At 42.9% G+C, this 16,258-nt stretch carries 15 protein-coding genes; 7 read left to right on the top strand and 8 right to left on the bottom strand.

Going from position 1 to position 16,258, the window contains the following annotated elements; all coding sequences use genetic code 11:
• Positions 1–99: 99 nt before the first annotated feature.
• Positions 100–990 carry a thermonuclease family protein gene (locus D0A37_RS19660; protein WP_242716827.1) on the bottom strand — a complete coding sequence of 297 codons (891 nt, stop codon included), beginning with the start codon at positions 988–990 and terminating at the stop codon, positions 100–102.
• A 242-nt stretch (positions 991–1,232) separates the two neighbouring features.
• Here D0A37_RS19660 and D0A37_RS19665 point away from each other — a divergent pair, with 242 nt between their 5' ends.
• Both D0A37_RS19665 and D0A37_RS19670 read left to right on the top strand, forming a co-directional pair.
• Positions 1,233–1,946, top strand: coding sequence for a hypothetical protein (locus tag D0A37_RS19665; RefSeq protein WP_242716829.1), 714 nt, complete (start codon positions 1,233–1,235; stop codon positions 1,944–1,946).
• Between the two features lie 211 nt (positions 1,947–2,157).
• Positions 2,158–3,465: an NF041680 family putative transposase gene (locus tag D0A37_RS19670; RefSeq protein WP_242716831.1), complete on the top strand. Its 1,308-nt coding sequence runs from the start codon at positions 2,158–2,160 to the stop codon at positions 3,463–3,465.
• Between the two features lie 260 nt (positions 3,466–3,725).
• On the opposite strand, the gene D0A37_RS19675 is transcribed toward D0A37_RS19670, so the two are convergent.
• Positions 3,726–4,304, bottom strand: a complete 579-nt coding sequence (locus tag D0A37_RS19675; RefSeq protein ID WP_242716833.1) for an acyl carrier protein phosphodiesterase — start codon at positions 4,302–4,304, stop codon at positions 3,726–3,728.
• Positions 4,305–4,347: 43 nt separating this feature from the next.
• Here D0A37_RS19675 and D0A37_RS19680 point away from each other — a divergent pair, with 43 nt between their 5' ends.
• On the top strand, positions 4,348–4,635 hold the full coding sequence (locus D0A37_RS19680; RefSeq protein ID WP_242716835.1) for a hypothetical protein: 288 nt from the start codon (positions 4,348–4,350) through the stop codon (positions 4,633–4,635).
• 171 nt (positions 4,636–4,806) lie between these two features.
• Here the strand turns inward: D0A37_RS19680 and D0A37_RS19685 are convergent, their stop codons facing one another.
• From D0A37_RS19685 to D0A37_RS19700, 4 genes are all read right to left on the bottom strand, one after another.
• A complete protein-coding gene (locus D0A37_RS19685) occupies positions 4,807–5,385 on the bottom strand; it encodes a Uma2 family endonuclease (RefSeq protein ID WP_242716837.1) in 579 nt (192 codons plus the stop codon).
• Positions 5,386–5,519: 134 nt separating this feature from the next.
• Positions 5,520–7,490 carry an acetate--CoA ligase gene (gene acs / locus D0A37_RS19690; RefSeq protein WP_242716839.1) on the bottom strand — a complete coding sequence of 657 codons (1,971 nt, stop codon included), beginning with the start codon at positions 7,488–7,490 and terminating at the stop codon, positions 5,520–5,522.
• A gap of 121 nt (positions 7,491–7,611) precedes the next feature.
• Complete coding sequence (locus tag D0A37_RS19695) at positions 7,612–7,974, bottom strand: DUF5615 family PIN-like protein (protein ID WP_242716841.1); 363 nt, start codon at positions 7,972–7,974, stop codon at positions 7,612–7,614.
• Positions 7,952–8,467, bottom strand: a complete 516-nt coding sequence (locus D0A37_RS19700) for a DUF433 domain-containing protein (protein WP_445242418.1) — start codon at positions 8,465–8,467, stop codon at positions 7,952–7,954. The genes D0A37_RS19695 and D0A37_RS19700 overlap by 23 nt, the downstream gene beginning before the upstream one ends.
• Before the next feature lie 109 nt (positions 8,468–8,576).
• Here D0A37_RS19700 and D0A37_RS19705 point away from each other — a divergent pair, with 109 nt between their 5' ends.
• Positions 8,577–9,236, top strand: a complete 660-nt coding sequence (locus D0A37_RS19705) for a restriction endonuclease subunit R (protein ID WP_242716843.1) — start codon at positions 8,577–8,579, stop codon at positions 9,234–9,236.
• 21 nt (positions 9,237–9,257) lie between these two features.
• Here D0A37_RS19705 and D0A37_RS19710 read toward each other — a convergent pair whose 3' ends face one another.
• On the bottom strand, positions 9,258–9,470 hold the full coding sequence (locus D0A37_RS19710) for a hypothetical protein (protein WP_242716845.1): 213 nt from the start codon (positions 9,468–9,470) through the stop codon (positions 9,258–9,260).
• Positions 9,471–9,754: 284 nt separating this feature from the next.
• On the opposite strand from D0A37_RS19710, the gene D0A37_RS19715 reads away from it, so the two are divergent.
• The 3 genes from D0A37_RS19715 (at position 9,755) to galT (ending at position 15,706) form a co-directional block, all read left to right on the top strand.
• Positions 9,755–11,101 carry an AAA-like domain-containing protein gene (locus D0A37_RS19715; protein WP_242716847.1) on the top strand — a complete coding sequence of 449 codons (1,347 nt, stop codon included), beginning with the start codon at positions 9,755–9,757 and terminating at the stop codon, positions 11,099–11,101.
• A 9-nt stretch (positions 11,102–11,110) separates the two neighbouring features.
• Positions 11,111–14,437, top strand: coding sequence for a WD40 domain-containing protein (locus D0A37_RS19720; protein WP_242716848.1), 3,327 nt, complete (start codon positions 11,111–11,113; stop codon positions 14,435–14,437).
• Between the two features lie 246 nt (positions 14,438–14,683).
• Positions 14,684–15,706 (top strand): galactose-1-phosphate uridylyltransferase, encoded by a 1,023-nt coding sequence (gene galT / locus D0A37_RS19725; RefSeq protein WP_242716850.1) that lies wholly within the window; start codon positions 14,684–14,686, stop codon positions 15,704–15,706.
• 254 nt (positions 15,707–15,960) lie between these two features.
• On the opposite strand, the gene D0A37_RS19730 is transcribed toward galT, so the two are convergent.
• Positions 15,961–16,245: a hypothetical protein gene (locus D0A37_RS19730; RefSeq protein WP_242716852.1), complete on the bottom strand. Its 285-nt coding sequence runs from the start codon at positions 16,243–16,245 to the stop codon at positions 15,961–15,963.
• Positions 16,246–16,258: the final 13 nt, after the last annotated feature.

Raw genomic sequence — 16,258 nt, forward strand, 5'->3', positions numbered from 1 at the left:
ACGAGCTTTTTTAGGAGATCCCTCTATTTGCGCGATCGTACTTCGGAAGAACATTAGAACCAGTAAAAAAGATGGATGAAATAAAGTCTGGTTTAAATATTATCTGGGAAAATCCGAAAGTTGTTTGATATCCCTCAAAACAATTTGAGGCTTCCCTTTGTACTGTTCTACCTTCCCGCTAATATAAACGTAGCCGCGTCCTTGACCCGCATAACGCTTGTCAATCAGCCGCTTTAAAGGTGCCATCGTCTCAGTCTCAGCATCCGGTATCCACAAGTCTAATTTATGATAAACCGAACCAGCATAAATTAGAGCATTATTGCCTATCCATTTATTAATCCCAGCCTGCAAATCGCAGAAAATAGTAATAGATTTAGCTGTCTCGGAAGCTGCCAATATTTTTGGATAATCCAACCTCAAGGAAAACGTTCCTCCCGTTGGTTTCGACAAGCGAAATTCTTCAACAATTGAGGCGCGCATCGACCACCAAGGCAGTAAATTAGCATAGTTGCGACAGGGAATTTTGGCATTGGTAATCGGATTCCAAATCATCAGATTGTAAGCTTTTGCTGCCGATTCTGCCTCAGTCATTTGGCGGTGGTACAATCGGGAGCGCCCGTATTTCACAAAGTAGGGACTCCAGCCTTCTGCAATCAGTTTTAGATTGTAATTTTCCTCATCTTTATGCACGTAACAAAGGAGGCGACCATAATTGTCGCGGTGTTTTTCCACCGCAATTTCTATGGGATCATCTGTATCAAATTCTATGTCAATTTGAGCAAGTCCGCCATCTGCTGTGGCGAAGTATTTTTTAGCCATTTCCGAAGCTGCTTTGCCCGCAGCAGTTATAGGTTTGGAGCCTCCCGAATGACTTTCTTCTGTATCGACGCAAATCAGGCGCAGAGACTCGGTTTTGCCGTTGAGAGAAATTTTGATGCTGTCGCCATCAACTACTTTAGTTATTTGCAGGTTCTGAATTCTGGTTGCCATATTTTGAACCCTGTTAGACCTGAGATTTGATGCACATATTGGTAGAATTGTACATGAGTTTGCTATCTGTTGACACTGCAAGCTGTATTTTTATATTAATTTTTGCAAAGTGTTGCACGATTAATCGTCAAACACGTCAATCAAATCTTTTTAGTTCAAAAACTATACGCTCCTCCTGCAATAAAACTATTATTTTAGTTATGATAAATTATTCAATAATCCCCTAAATTATTATTTACTTTATGACTGACCTAATTTCGGAACTAGCTCCCGAACAAAAAGCTCTTATTCCAGTTTATATGGAAAAGTGGGAAGGCATCATTCTTTCTACAAAATCTATTAACTATCAGGAAGCTACAGCAGCTATCCAACTGGCTTACGCCACGCTAGGGAGACAAAAACCTATAATTATTTTTTGTAGTAGTCCTTTTGCTGCTTTGTCGCGAATTATCGAAATTCAATTATCCATTCAGTTTGGCGATCGCTTACAAGCATTGACAAATATATACTTCGATCCCTACTTCCAAGCAATGTTTAGAGTACACCGAGAAATGGACAGATTAAACAGAGAGAATTATAGAGATATCTGGTCATTAATGCGATGGCACTATAAGCTTTTCTCCACAATCCAAGTTATATATAGATTAAACATGACGAATAAGCTCAGAATGATACCTGACGATGAACTAACATTTTACTTGCAGAAATATCGTAAAAATTTATATCTAAATCCAATAAATTGTGCAGGTAATTATATTAGTGGAAAAGTAGAATTAGGGTCGGGAGCAATTGATTATTGTGTTGATGTTTTGAATTTGTACGAGCGCACCAAATGGCAAGTGATTCTATCATTAATTCAGGAATGTGGCTGGATTTTCGCTTTTGAAGGCATTGCAATTGTATGCGATCGCCCGATCAAAATATCTTTGGACATTAACAACTGGAGTTTAGACTAAGCACCTCTTAAAGCACGGTTAGATTTCAACTTAAGAACGGCAATGGTCGCTGGTGAAGAGCTATGAGGCTCAACCACTAGCATAGATGCCGACGACCGTTGACGTTCTCTTCGGCTGACAACCTCAAAAAAAAACTGTCTGCGATAGTTTCAACAGACAGCGTAAGGGTAGAAGATTGAGAATTCAGCTAAAAATCTCAAATCTACCTGCCATGAAGTTTGAACAATTACGGGAATTTCGTCAACAAGCTTATGAATGTCTCGGCAATGCCAAAGACGCCACCTTTGAACTAGCAGACGCGATAATGACGACTCGCCACGTCTCATGTTTAGGAGATTTAGCCCTCAATCCCTTATTTCGGCGTGAGTGGTCAAGCGTCTACGAAGCGCTGCAAGATTGTAGACCAGACCGAGACCAATTGATGCAACTATATATCCAACAGATGTCACAAGTGGAACGTCCAGTATTAGCGATCGATCATACAGCATGGTTGAGACCCCATGCACCTACTCTCAAAGAACGGACCTATGAACATCAACCCACAGCCTTACCTCACGGCATACCTGTTGGTATCGGTCAAGGATATAGTACGATCGCACTGATACCAACGATTAGCGGGAGTTGGGCGCTGCCATTAAGACACGAACGTATTACCAGTTGGGACAACCCAATCGGTAAAGGCGCTGAACAATTGGCACAAGTCTGTGAATATCTTCAGAATAGACCCATCGCCCTATTTGATAGTGAGTATGGGTGCGCCCCTCTGGTTAAAGCTACTGCTGCGATCGCCGCTGATAAACTAATGCGTATTCGCTCCAATCGTTGCTTATGGTCAACACCCCCAGCCTATAGTGGTAGAGGACGGCCAAAAATTCATGGAAACCAGTTTAAGCTTAACGACTCCTCAAGCTGGTGGGAACCAGAACAAACCCTGGAATCCCTTGAGCCGAAACTCGGACGAATCAGGTTGAGAACATGGGATAACTTACATTTCCGAGGTAGTCCCAAACATCCGATGACTCTGATTTTAGTAGAACGCTTAGACACTGTAACGGGTCAATTAAAAACTCAACCTTTGTGGTTAGTTTGGGTTGGTGTTCAAATGCCACCTCTTACAGAAATTTGGCAACTATATCTACGTCGTTTTGCCATCGAACACTGGTATCGCTTAGCGAAACAAACATTGCATTGGACAATTCCGAAGCTAAGCACTCCAGAACAATGTGAACGATGGAGTGATTTGATGCCATTGCTAACTTGGCAATTATGGTTAGCTCAAGATTTAGTCAGGGAAATTCGTCTACCCTGGCAAAAGCCTCTCCCTGAATTGACACCTGGAAGGGTTGCACAATCAATGCTTCCACTTTTAATTAGGATTGGGAGTCCGGCTGTTGCTCCCAAATCCCGAGGAAAATCGGCTGGATGGTCATCCGGTAAACTGCGCGCTCAAAGATGTCGCTATCCCGTGGTCAAAAAGGGTAAAGGTCGGTTCCAAAACTCTCCCAAATTCGTAATTTAACCTTAGAAAACTCTTTCTAAATTCACTAGAATTTCACTCAGCGTTAGCTGAGTCAATTTGTGCTTAGTCTAAACTCCAATTAACAACTACCTCGCAGCCGAAGGAAAATCTGCTATTCAGTTCGCCGATGGTTATGGTATGTCTCTCGAATTGAGCGATAAACTAACGTTCTGGAACCCGTGTCAAGTTGGTCGGTAATTTGATATGCCGATCAGGCGATGGCGCCACCCCAAGCATCGGTATTTTTATTCAATAGGATATTAATGCTTGAATTTTTTTGCATAATTTATCAATTCAGGGAAAAAAGCCCGAAAATCTGATTCAAGCTGCTGATAATTAGCCGTCAAATCTTCAACTCCACCTGCTAAGTTATTTGTCCGCTTAAGTCTGGCCGACATTCTTGTAAGAGTGATGCCTATTTCGGCAATTTCCTGGTACGAGCAGAGCAAGTCACGGGCAATTATTGTTGGCAGCACCCGCTGGAGAGATTCAGGCAATATATCGCGGTTGTCTTGCAGGATTTTATAGACATCCTGAGAAAAATCGCGGAGCGGAATTTCTGAATATTCCAGCCAATTTTTAGCCAAAAAGTGGTCGTAAAACACGTCAATCAAAACTCCAGCAAACCTGCGTCTGTGACCGCAAACAAGGCTTTTACTCGATCGCACTATTGGGTGAGAGTCCGTGTAGCTATCTACTTTGCGGTGCAAATCGATGCCCTTCCTAATTTCATCGGGATAAAGGTTGACGGCCGTTCCTTTGACAAAATCTCCTAAGAGGTTGCCAATCAGGGATTCTGGCGTGCCTTTTGATAAGAATAGATGAGCCAAATAATTCATTGCTACCGTAAAAATATCTAAGATAGCATAATGAGAAAGAATAATGGCTGTTCTAGAATGTGTAAAACCGGGTGCTAAACTCGGTCAAATTATTCTTGCGGCCGCTCTTACTGTTCTCGCTGCTGTCGATCGCGTTCTGGCAAAAATTCAAGACTTGGGATATGACCCAGAAATTCGTCATGTCAACTATCCGTCTGGAGTTCACGTCTTGGCAATTCTCAAAGACGAACAGCACAAGCAAGCAGTTGATGATGACTACTTGCTGGAGGATTGGCTACAGGTAAGGTCTGAAATTAACGCCGATGCCGTTCATCTGTGGCGCGGTAAATAAGCTGTTTTTGGTATATCCGTGAATCTTGGATAACAAAAGAGCGATCGCCTAACTGTAGTATGCGGGCGATCGATCTACCCACCTTCAAATATTGCTTGCGATCGATTGATGCTCGATCGCAAGCAACAAGAGCTTAAATCTTTCATACATAATTTGCTAAATTACGATCGGCTACATCTCTCGACGGAACAATCTAATAGCTTCTCCAGCATCAGTTTCGGCCATCAAAATACAGCGTTTCATCAAATCGAGATCGAGGTTGTTGAGTCCGGGTAGCTGACTGCGATCGCTATTTTCATAGCTACCATCTTGGAGATGATATATCTTCAGTAATCCATCTTCCCAAAACCACACCTCTGGAACACCCAAAGCTTTATAGCGCTCTAACTTACTGATTCCTCCACTGGTAAAGACAACTTCGATCGACAAATCGGGAATTGGTTTTACACTCCCAATGTAGTAGGATTCGTCTGCTTGCACAGAGACAACTCCCGATCTTTCCTGCGTCATTGCCCCTGTGGGCTTGAAGAAAATTCCCTGTTCGACGAGAAAGGTAGTCACTAAGTAACCGATAACATGAGCAAAAGTTTCGTGGTCTTCTCCAGGCATCAGAATCTCAATCGTCCCATCATAGTAAAATAGTCGCACTCTAGGGGAGCCTTCAAAGCCTTTTTGGATAAATTTAAACCGTTCCCACATTCCATGATGAACAATTCGCTGATCTGTGGTTTTGCTAAGTAGTGGAGGCATCGCGCTCAGATCCAGTCCAGAAGTTATCTTGATTGTAGCTCATATTTAACAATTAAACCACAGATGAACGCTGATGTAATTTTATCTGCGTTCATCTGTGTTTATCTGCCTACATCTGCTGTTACAAAATACCCCTACGCACCACCCCGCAATTTATCCAAAACCGTCCGGTCTTCCAAAGTCGAAGTATCCCCAGAAACCTCTTGTCCCGCAGCCAAAGAACGCAGCAAACGCCGCATAATCTTCCCGCTTCGAGTTTTCGGCAAAGCATCGGTAAATCGAATTTCGCCGGGACGGGCGATTGCCCCAATTTCCTTAACAACGTGCTGCTTCAATTCCTTAGCCAATTCATCGCTAGGTTGCTGCGAGTTGTCCAGCGTGACAAAAGCCACAATGTCCTCACCTTTAATCTCATCCGGTTTACCAACAACCGCAGCTTCCGCCACCGCTGGATGCGATACCAAAGCTGACTCGACTTCCATCGTGCCGAGTCGGTGTCCGGCCACATTAATTACATCGTCAACGCGGCCCATTACCCAGAAATAACCGTCTTTGTCCTTGTGCGCGCCGTCCCCTGCAAAGTACACGAATTCCCCATCTTTCGGGTGCAAATATTCCCAATAAGTGCGGCGGAAGCGATCGGGATCGTTGTAAAGCGTCCGCATCATTCCCGGCCAAGGATGTTTCACCACTAAATAACCGCCACTTTCGTTAGTTACTGGTTCGCCATCTTGGTCAACAATATCGACCACAATTCCAGGGAACGGTAGGGTTGCAGAACCGGGTTTTGTAGGAATTGCACCGGGCAAAGCGGTAATCATAATTCCCCCGGTTTCTGTTTGCCACCAAGTATCGACTATCGGACAATTCGAGTTGCCAATTACTCGTTGATACCACATCCAAGCTTCAGGATTAATCGGTTCGCCGACGGTTCCTAACAATCGTAAAGATGACAAATCTCTGGCATTTGGCAATTCTTCACCCATTTTCATAAAGGTGCGAATGGCGGTGGGTGCAGTGTAGAAAACTGTGACGCCGTATTTTTCAATTACATCCCAAAAACAGCCGGGATTAGAAGGGCGAGGAGCACCTTCATACATTAAAGTTGTCGCGCCGTTGGACAGCGGCCCGTAGACTATGTAACTGTGTCCGGTAATCCAGCCGACATCAGCAGTACACCAGTAAACATCGGTATCTTGGAGGTCGAATATCCACTTGGTTGTCATGTGGGTATAAAGGTTATAACCCCCCGTTGTATGGACGACTCCTTTGGGTTTTCCGGTACTTCCAGAAGTGTAAAGAATGAATAGTAAATCTTCGCTATCCATCGGTTCGGCAGGACAGTCAGCGGATGCACCTTTTTGCAATTCATGCCACCAGCGATCGCGCCCTGGTTCCATGTCAATTTGCTGCTTGGTGCGCTGAACTACCAGAACGTTGGTAACGCTGGGTACGGCATTATTTGCTAGTGCTTTGTCTACTTGTGTTTTGAGACCAACTGCTGCATCTTTGCGGAAGCCTCCGTCGGCGGTGATGACGAGTTTTGCTTGGCCGTCGTTGAGGCGATCGCGCAAAGCTTCTGCACTAAAACCGCCAAAAACAACGCTGTGTACTGCACCGATTCTGGCGCAGGCTAGCATGGCGATCGCAGCTTCAGGAATCATGGGCATATAAATGCCGACGCGATCGCCCTTTTGAACTCCCAATTCTTTGATAACGTTCGCCATTTGGCAGACTTCGCGGTGGAGTTGCGCGTAGGTGAGGGTGCGAGAGTCTCCGGGTTCGCCTTCCCAAATCAGGGCGGCTTTATTTTTGCGCCAAGTGGTTAAGTGGCGATCGAGACAATTGTAAGAAATATTAATTTTACCGTTGACAAACCATTTAGCAAAAGGCGGCTGCCAGTCGAGCACGGTATCCCACTTTTGGAACCAGTGCAATTCTTGGGCCGCGAGTTCTGCCCAGAATGCTTGGGGGTCAGCTTTGGCTTTGTCGTAGAGGGCTTGGTACTCTTCTAGGCTTTTGATGTGAGCTTTTTCGGAGAATTCAGCGGGCGGCTGAAATAGCCGTTTTTCTTGCAGAATTGATTCGATGGTATCTTGTGACATCGTTCTTAACTTTAGCTTCGGTTAGTCTTTTTAACTATTGTTTGCATAAGTTGGGGCAAAAGTATGTTTATTTTCCTTAAGACTTTGGGGAATTTTCTAAATGTTGGGACTGTATTAGAAATTATGGTAGCGGTAAATGCTCAATTTTATCTTGGTACTCATCATCAAACGATCCTTGATAAATCAAAATCAGTTCGTCAATATTTTGACCAACACTCATCTTGGTATTCAGGATAAATATTCCTGGAATATGGCGATTTTGCTCTAGATGATCTGTTAAATGAACAGGCATAGAGCGACGGTTGTTGGTAACAAGAATGAAATTGTGGATTTCGCACCAAATAAGAATTTCTGGATCGAGAGTGCCTTTGGAAGGGGCTGTTAGTTCTCCCACTGCTAGAACAACCTGATCGGGATTGCGTCTGCGAATTTGGTTGACATACGCAGGCTCGACATTTTCATCAAAGAGATACTGGATTGGCATCAGCTTTTCTCCTTGCATCTCTTTCTGCTCTCAGTTTGCGGATTTTTTCATATACTGGACGAGGATTGCGACGTTGTTCTTCTCGCATTTTTTCTCCCCATTCCAACCATTCGGTTATGTACTTACCGACTGCTTCTTTGTTGTGCAGGTAGTACAAAATGGTCGCATAAACTTGTTCGAGGGTGAGGGATGTATAAATGTTAGCGATTTCTTCGGGAGTTCGGGCGCGAAACAGGTATTCATAAAGAATGGTTTCGATGCCGATACGGGAACCTTTGAGCCGAATATCGTCAGGTCTCAGGAAGTTGAAGTAGTCTTCTAGTTGCGTGGTTTGGTGGTTGGCTTCATGAGATTGCTTGTCTTTATTAATTTCTGTTACCTCGGGAACCAGCACAATTACTTCGGCTCGGCTGTTGCGATATAACTTGAGCGGTTCACCAACGCACAATTGTCCTCGATCGTCGATCGTTGCCATCACTTTAATTGCTTTCATACAATCTACCTACCCGATTTACAGGAGCGATATCTGGTAAGATTATATCATAACAAATCCGATGGTAATGCTTTTATAATTTACATTAACAGCCGATCGCACTAAAGCCATGACCCAAAAATTGGAAGCAAGCCAACTTTCTCTAAACGACGTTCGCCGCCTTCTCAAATTGGAAAGACAAACAGGAGGAGGTTTTACTGATTTTTTCTCTCTGGAACCTCTGACGGATTTTGAACAGCAGGAATTATTGCTAATCGGTAAGCACTTTTGGCGTCATCTAGAAGCAGGGAAAGTTTCTGCAAAACTGGTTAAATTTTTAGTGCTTTCACCGTTAATGAGATTAGCAGGATTTTTTGATATTCCGATCCTGCTGACAATGGAAGATAGCATCCCGATCGAGGTTGAAGATGGGGATACTTTAATTAAAGGGCGGTTGGATGTTTTAGCCGTAAATCAGCCGGATGCAGAGCTCGCGGCTGCACAGTTTTGGATTTTGGTAGTGGAGGCGAAGAATAGTGCGATCGCACCTTTGACTGGTTTGCCGCAACTCCTGACTTATACTTATAAAAGTTTGCAGCAGCAATCGTCTGTTTGGGGATTGACGACGAATGGTGAAAGTTATCGGTTTGTGCGGGTGACGCGCGGAAATCCTTGCACTTATCAGATTTTACCGGAATTGAATTTGATGGACAAAGAGCGATCGCTCTTGTTGGCGCAAGTGTTGAAAGCTATTTGCAAGTTGCAGAATGTGCAGTTGCAGTTGGCTTAACAAGGGCGATCGCATCCGATGTTATGGTGACGGTGGAGTCCTGTGCTCGATCGGTGGAACCTTTTGTACAGGAGTTGGCGGTTGTTCAGTCTGCAAAAGTTCGATCGTACTTGGTGTTAAAGGAATCGTCACTAGGAGGATGGGTACAAAAACTTTCTCTAAGAACCATTTGATATCTGAGTTAGACTGCTTCTTCAAAAAGTTCCGTCTATTATTCGGTTTTTCTGGTTTCATTTTTTTTAATCTCTCTCTACATTTCCTACGATATCTGGATTTTTTGTGTTCGGGGGCGATCGTCAAATTAGCCTCCCAAATTAGTTGTTAAGTAAAATTTTGAAGAGATTGTGAGTTGGGATTGAATGATTTGTGAAAGAGTTTGTGAGAAAAAACTCACAAATCACTTTTGGCTTAGAAATTTGTGAAAATTAACTAGGAATTGACTGAACAGCTATGCTAAAGCTCTGAGTTATGCTAATTTAAGAGAAAGCAGGCAAGTCAATGATTGAGGTAATATCGAGATGATGAGTCAACAAGAGTTCGATGCCATTTACCCAAACGAGCTTACTCCAAAACAGCATAAAGTGCTAGAGGGGTTCTTGAAAGGAGAGTTAGATAAAACAATCGCTAAGTATATAAATCCTCAAAAGAAAATAAACCCCAACTCTGTCTCTAGTCATATTTCAAATATTTGCCAGGACAAATTTAATATCAAAAATGAGCCGGGTGGAGGATATACGCAACGTGAAGAGCTGATTCTATTATTTGTCAAATATAAACCGGAATTAGTTTGTGAAGAGTTATTAAAGGAATTCAGGGAAAGAACCCCTGAAGCTCCAAAAGCATTAGAATGGCCAGAAGGGCCAGTGCGATTAAATTCTGAGTTTTATATAGAGCGTTCTAGAATGGAATCTGACTGTTATCAACAGATTTTACAGCGGGGGTCAATGATTCGCATTAAAGCTCCCAAGTTGATGGGGAAAACTTCTTTGTTGTATCGCATTATGGAATGCGCGAATACCAATAATTATCGGTTAGTACGTTTAGATTTTAGAGAGGCTGAAAAAGAAATTTTTAGTGATATAAATAAACTTATTAAATGGTTTTGCTTGAATATCAGCCGAGAGCTCAAACTAGAATCTAATATCGACAAACTGCAGGCGGGTGGAGGCATTCTTATGAATTGCAAAAACTACTTTGAAGATCAAGTTTTAGCAGCTAAAGATAGTCCTTTAGTATTGGCTTTAGAAGAAATAGACTGTATTTTTTGTTATAAGGAAATTTCAGAAGATTTTTTTAGTATGTTACGAAGCTGGTTTGAAAAAAGTCGGAAAAGGGAAGGATGGGAAAAATTGCGAATGGTGCTGCTTTATTCTACAAATGTGTACGTGAAATTACCTGTTAATCAATCCCCATTTAATGTCGGATTTGAAGTAGAGTTGACAGAATTTAGCCAGCAAAATATTCTAGATTTAGCCAGCCGCCATCAATTATCTTGGGGAACTGATGAAGTTGTCGCATTGATGGCAATGATTGGCGGTTATCCTTATCTGGTACGCAAGGCGCTTTATCATTTGAAGGATTCCAATCTATCTTTAGCAGACATTTTGCAAAATGCAGCTACAGAGGTGGGAATTTACCGCCAGTATTTGCAGGATCACTGGGCCAACTTGCAAAATTATTCTGAACTCAAAGCCGCTCTCCAACAAGTTGTTTCTGCAGACAGTGCGGTCAAATTAGAACAGGTGCTAGAATTTAAGTTATTGAGTACGGGTTTAGTCAAGAAAAATCAGCATGGTATCACTCCTAGCTGTCGGTTATATCGGGATTATTTTGGAGAAAAATTTCGAGATAAGAGTCGGGAGTAAAACCATATTATGGCGGTTTATCAATATCAAGTTGGTGGCTGTTTAGAGTACGAACATCCTACCTATGTTAAGCGTCAGGCCGACAGCGAACTTTATGACAGTTTGATAGCCGGAGAATTTTGTTATGTGTTGAACTCCCGGCAAATGGGCAAATCTAGCTTGCTAGTACAAACGATGAAACGCTTGCGCGAAAAAGCAGGCTTTAAATGTATGGAGATAGATTTAACAGATATCGGTAGGGAGAGTTCAGACTGCTGGTATTTTGGGATTATTTCTGAGTTAGTTCGGGATGGCGCACTCTCAAGAAAGGTGGATGCTGACAGTTGGTGGCAGCAGCGACAATTGCTGTCGCCATCTCAACGATTGAGTCAGTTTATTGAAGATATTTTACTAACAGAAATATCGCAAAATATTGTTATTTTTATTTATGAAATTGATTCGATTTTAAATCTGAGCTGGAAAGATGACTTTTTTCTTTTAATTCGGGCTTCTTATAACAAAAGAGCAATGAATTCTGAATATAAGCGCCTTGCCTTTTGTCTTTTGGGAGTTGCGACGCCAGCAGATTTGATTCGCGATAAAGACCGAACACCCTTTAATATTGGCAAAGCTATTGATTTAACAGGGTTTACTTTTGAGGAAGCTCGACCTGCTTTAATTCCTGGCTTAATGGGAGAGCGATCGCCAGAGATATCGGAGGAGATATTAGCTGAGGTTTTTAATTGGACAAACGGGCAACCTTTTTTAATGCAAAGACTGTGCCGACTGATGGTATATCAATCTGCCCGTGGGATTTCTGATGTGAAAGCTTTAGTGCAAAAGTACGTCATTGACAATTGGGAAGCAAATGACGAACAAGAACATTTAAAAACAATTAGAAAGCGCTTGCTGCTTGACTATCAAGACCGGACGGCGCTACTGCTGGGTATTTATCAGCAAATATTGACGGACGCAGATCGGAAAATTTGTGCAGATAATAGTCTAGATCAAAGAAGGTTACAACTCTCAGGATTGGTCGTCAAACGCAACGGATATCTGCAAGTTTATAACCCCATATACGCAGATATTTTCGACCTCAATTGGGTACAACAAGAATTAGCGAAACTCCGCCCCTACCAGGAAAACTTCGCCGCTTGGATCGCCTCAAATCGTGAAGATACTTCCCGACTGTTGCGTGGTCAAGCATTGGATGATGCGTGGGAATGGAAAAAAGGAAAACGTTTGAGCGACGAGGATAATGATTTTTTGGAGGACAGTCGAGATGAGAAACTAAAAGAATTAATGACAAATAATGAATCATTAAGAGAATTCCGTAAACAATTCAGGGAAGTTTTCCAAATTGAAGAAGCTGGACGCAATGCCTTAAAGCTTTTTCAGTCGAAGAGAAAACAAATAGAAGCCTTGCGGGCAGCTATAAAAGCAGGAGAAGATTTAAAGAAATGGATGCCAGACAATCCCCCGCTTTCCGAATATCCTATTACCAATATCCTGTTAGCTTTGCAGGAAATTCTTGCTAAAATCCGCGAACGATGCCAGTTTGTCGGACATAATGGCAGGGTAAATAGCGTCTGTTTTAGCCCCACTGGAAATGCGATCGCTACTGCTTCAGATGACAGCACGGCCAAATTGTGGGACTTGCAAGGTCACTGCTTGATGAATTTCATTGGACATAATGGCAGTGTAAATAGTGTGAGTTTTAGTCCCACAGGAGATGCGATCGTTACTGCCTCAGATGACAAAACCGCCAAATTATGGGACTTGCAGGGCAATTGCTTACTCACTTTCACCGGACATAATTACTTGGTGAAAAATGTCAGTTTTAGTCCAACTGGAGATGTGATCGCTACTGCCTCATTTGACGGCACAGCCAAATTATGGGACTTGCAGGGCAATTGCTTACTCACTTTCGCCGGACATAATTACTTGGTAACAAATGTCAGTTTTAGCCCAAATGGAGATGTGATAGCTACTGCCTCATCTGACAAAACTGCCAAATTGTGGGACTTGCAGGGCAACTGCTTATTAACATTCACCGAACATAATGACTCAGTATGGAGTGTCAGTTTTAGCCCAAATGGAAATGCGATCGCTACTACTTCATCTGACAAAAGTGCCAAATTGTGGGACTTGCAGGGCAACTGCTTACTAACATTAAACAGACATAATGACCTGATAACAAGTGCCTATTTTAGCCCAAATGGAGATGTGATCGCTACTGCATCAGATGACAAAACTGCCAAATTGTGGGACTTGCGGGGCAACTACTTGGTGAGTTTCACAGGACATAATAACTGCATAAATAGTGTCAGTTTTAGCTCTACAGGAGATGCGATCGCTACTGCATCAGATGACAAAACTGCAAAATTATGGGACTTGCAGGGCAAATGCTTGGTAACATTCACCGGACATAATAAATCGGTAACAAGTGTCAGTTTTAGCCCGACAGGAGATACGATCGCTACTGCATCAGATGACAAAACTGCGAAATTGTGGGACTTGCAGGGCAACTGCTTGCTAACATTCACCGGACATAATGACTCGTTATGGAGTATCAGTTTTAGCCCGAATGGAGATGTGATCGCGACTGCCTCATCTGACCGAACCCCGAAATTGTGGGACTTACAGGGCAAATGCTTGATAACATTCGCCGGACATAATCACTTGGTAAATAGTGTTAGTTTTAGCCCAAATGGAGATGTGATCGCTACTGCTTCATCTGACAGAACCGCAAAATTGTGGAACTTACAGGGCAACTGCTTGGTAACATTCACCGGACATAATAACTCGGTAAATAGTGTCAGTTTTAGCCCGAATGGAGATGCGATTGCTACTGTCTCATCTGACAAAACTGGTAAATTGTGGGACTTGCAGGGCAACTGCTTGGTAACATTTACCGGGCATAATCACTCGGTAAATACTGTCAGTTTTAGCCCCGCAGGAAATGTGATCGGGACTGCCTCATCTGACAGAACCGCAAAATTGTGGGACTTGGAGGGCAACTGCTTAGTAACATTTATCGGACATAATCACTTTGTAAATAGTGTCAGTTTTAGCCCCACAGGAGATACGATCGCCACTGCTTCATCTGACTGCACTATCAAATTGTGGGACTTACAGGGGAATTTACTGGCGGACTTTAGCGGATATAAAGGCAATTTGCTCAAAGGTGAGGCAGATTTTGTGGAGTTAAAAAGTCCGATTTATAGTATTTGTTTTAGTCGGGATGGGAAATTTTTAATCACGGGTTCCCAGGATGGAAAGGTGCGGTTTTGGCCCGTGGAAAGTTTGGACGAATTGTTGGCGAGGGGCAGGGAATGGCTTGGTGAGAAAATTTAACCGCTGATGCACGCGGATGATTTGAATTTAGCAACGATTTTACGATTCTTTTTCACTTGATCAAACTGCTATTAGCTTTACCCACTTTAGACACCAGAATTATTGAATAATTCGGGTATCTAGCAGACTACAAGCCGGAAATTTAAAAGTCAAGATTTATTAAGATTTTACAAAAAAGCGATGACAAATCACAAATTATGTATCTAAAATAAGAGACAATTTGACCCGGAAACTGAAGGTAAGAAAATGTCTGAACTTAGACAAAATCTAATTACCAGAGATTGGGTAATCATCGCCACCGAACGGGCGACAAGACCGGATCAATTCGCTAACAAAAAAAAGTGGGCTGCCGTAGTGCCACCGCACCGCGCCGATTGCCCGTTTTGCGTGGGAAATGAGGAAGACGCAACCTTAGAAACTTGCCGTTTGGGCGATCGCACTGGCTGGAAAGTCAGGGCAATTTGCAACAAATATCCCGCCCTCTCCCCGACAGCAGAATGGATGAGGATATCATCGGGAATTCACCGCACGATGGCGGGAATCGGCTTTCACGAAGTAATTGTCGAACATCCGCGACACGATTTGACGACAGCTTTGTTGAGTGTTGAAGAAGTTGAAAACATACTTTTAGTATACCGCCAGCGCTATGTAGAAATTAGAAAAAATCCCCACATTGAAACAATTATTATCTTCAAAAATCACGGCGAAACTGCCGGAACTTCTCTCGAACACCCCCACTCGCAGATAGCAGCGACACCCGTGGTACCCAGCCAATTCCGCAGTCGCATCGACGAAGCTATTAGATATTTTGATGACACGGGAGAATGTCTGTTTTGCCGGACTTTGGAAGACGAATTAGCGGCGAAGGAAAGAGTGATTTGTGAGAGTGAACATTTTGTGGCTTTTATCCCTTACGCTGCACTTTCACCGTTTCACACTTGGATTTTTCCGCGCCGGCATTCCTCTTCGTTTGATGAAATTACTGATGCGGAAATTACGGATCTGGCTGATACTTTGAAAACTGTACTGGCTAAGCTTTATTACGGATTGAACAATCCCGATTACAACTATAATGTTCGATCGGTGCCGATCGCTCAACGGGCAACAAAATACTTTCACTGGTATATTGCAATTATTCCCAGAGTCACCAAGCAAGCTGGGTTTGAGTTGGGCAGTGGGATGTTTATCAATACTGCTTTGCCGGAAGAAAGTGCGGCTTTTTTGCGATCGATCGAAATTCCTAGCGACAGTAATTTCCCCCCCATCTAAAGTATCCTACATCACAATACGTCAAATTTACTTCAAATTGGGGTGGAAATGCACGCAGCCACTCTGATTTGCGAGTCTGTCTTGGGAGAGGAAACTGATATTATTGGAGATTTGATATTTGAGATTAAAGAATTGGGAATAACGAATGCTCTAATGGTTTAGATCATCTGCCTAAAGTTGGATTCTTTTTTTAAACTGGTATAACTTACGCTCTCAAGTTATGAACGTACAAATACTTATGGATTTTACCAAACTCACAATAAACTTTCGAGATACTGCCAGCCGTCGTCGCTAAAAGTAGCTCTCAACATATCTCTAATTTTGGCATCGATCGATAATATCCCCTCGCCCGAGTCACCATTCTCGCCGATTTCGCAACTGTCTTCAGACATATGTTCTTGGATATGGGCCAGAGTAGAGGCGAAATTAGCCAGAAAATAATGTTCGTGCACCCACGCTGTCGGATCTGGTATTTCTGCACTCCCAAAAGCTCGATCGACTAAATCTTTGTTGGCAACATCGTCAGTCTGGTTTTTCATGTTGAGCTCGATT

Source organism: Microcoleus vaginatus HSN003, assembly GCF_022701255.1.
Taxonomy (GTDB): domain Bacteria; phylum Cyanobacteriota; class Cyanobacteriia; order Cyanobacteriales; family Microcoleaceae; genus Microcoleus; species Microcoleus vaginatus_B.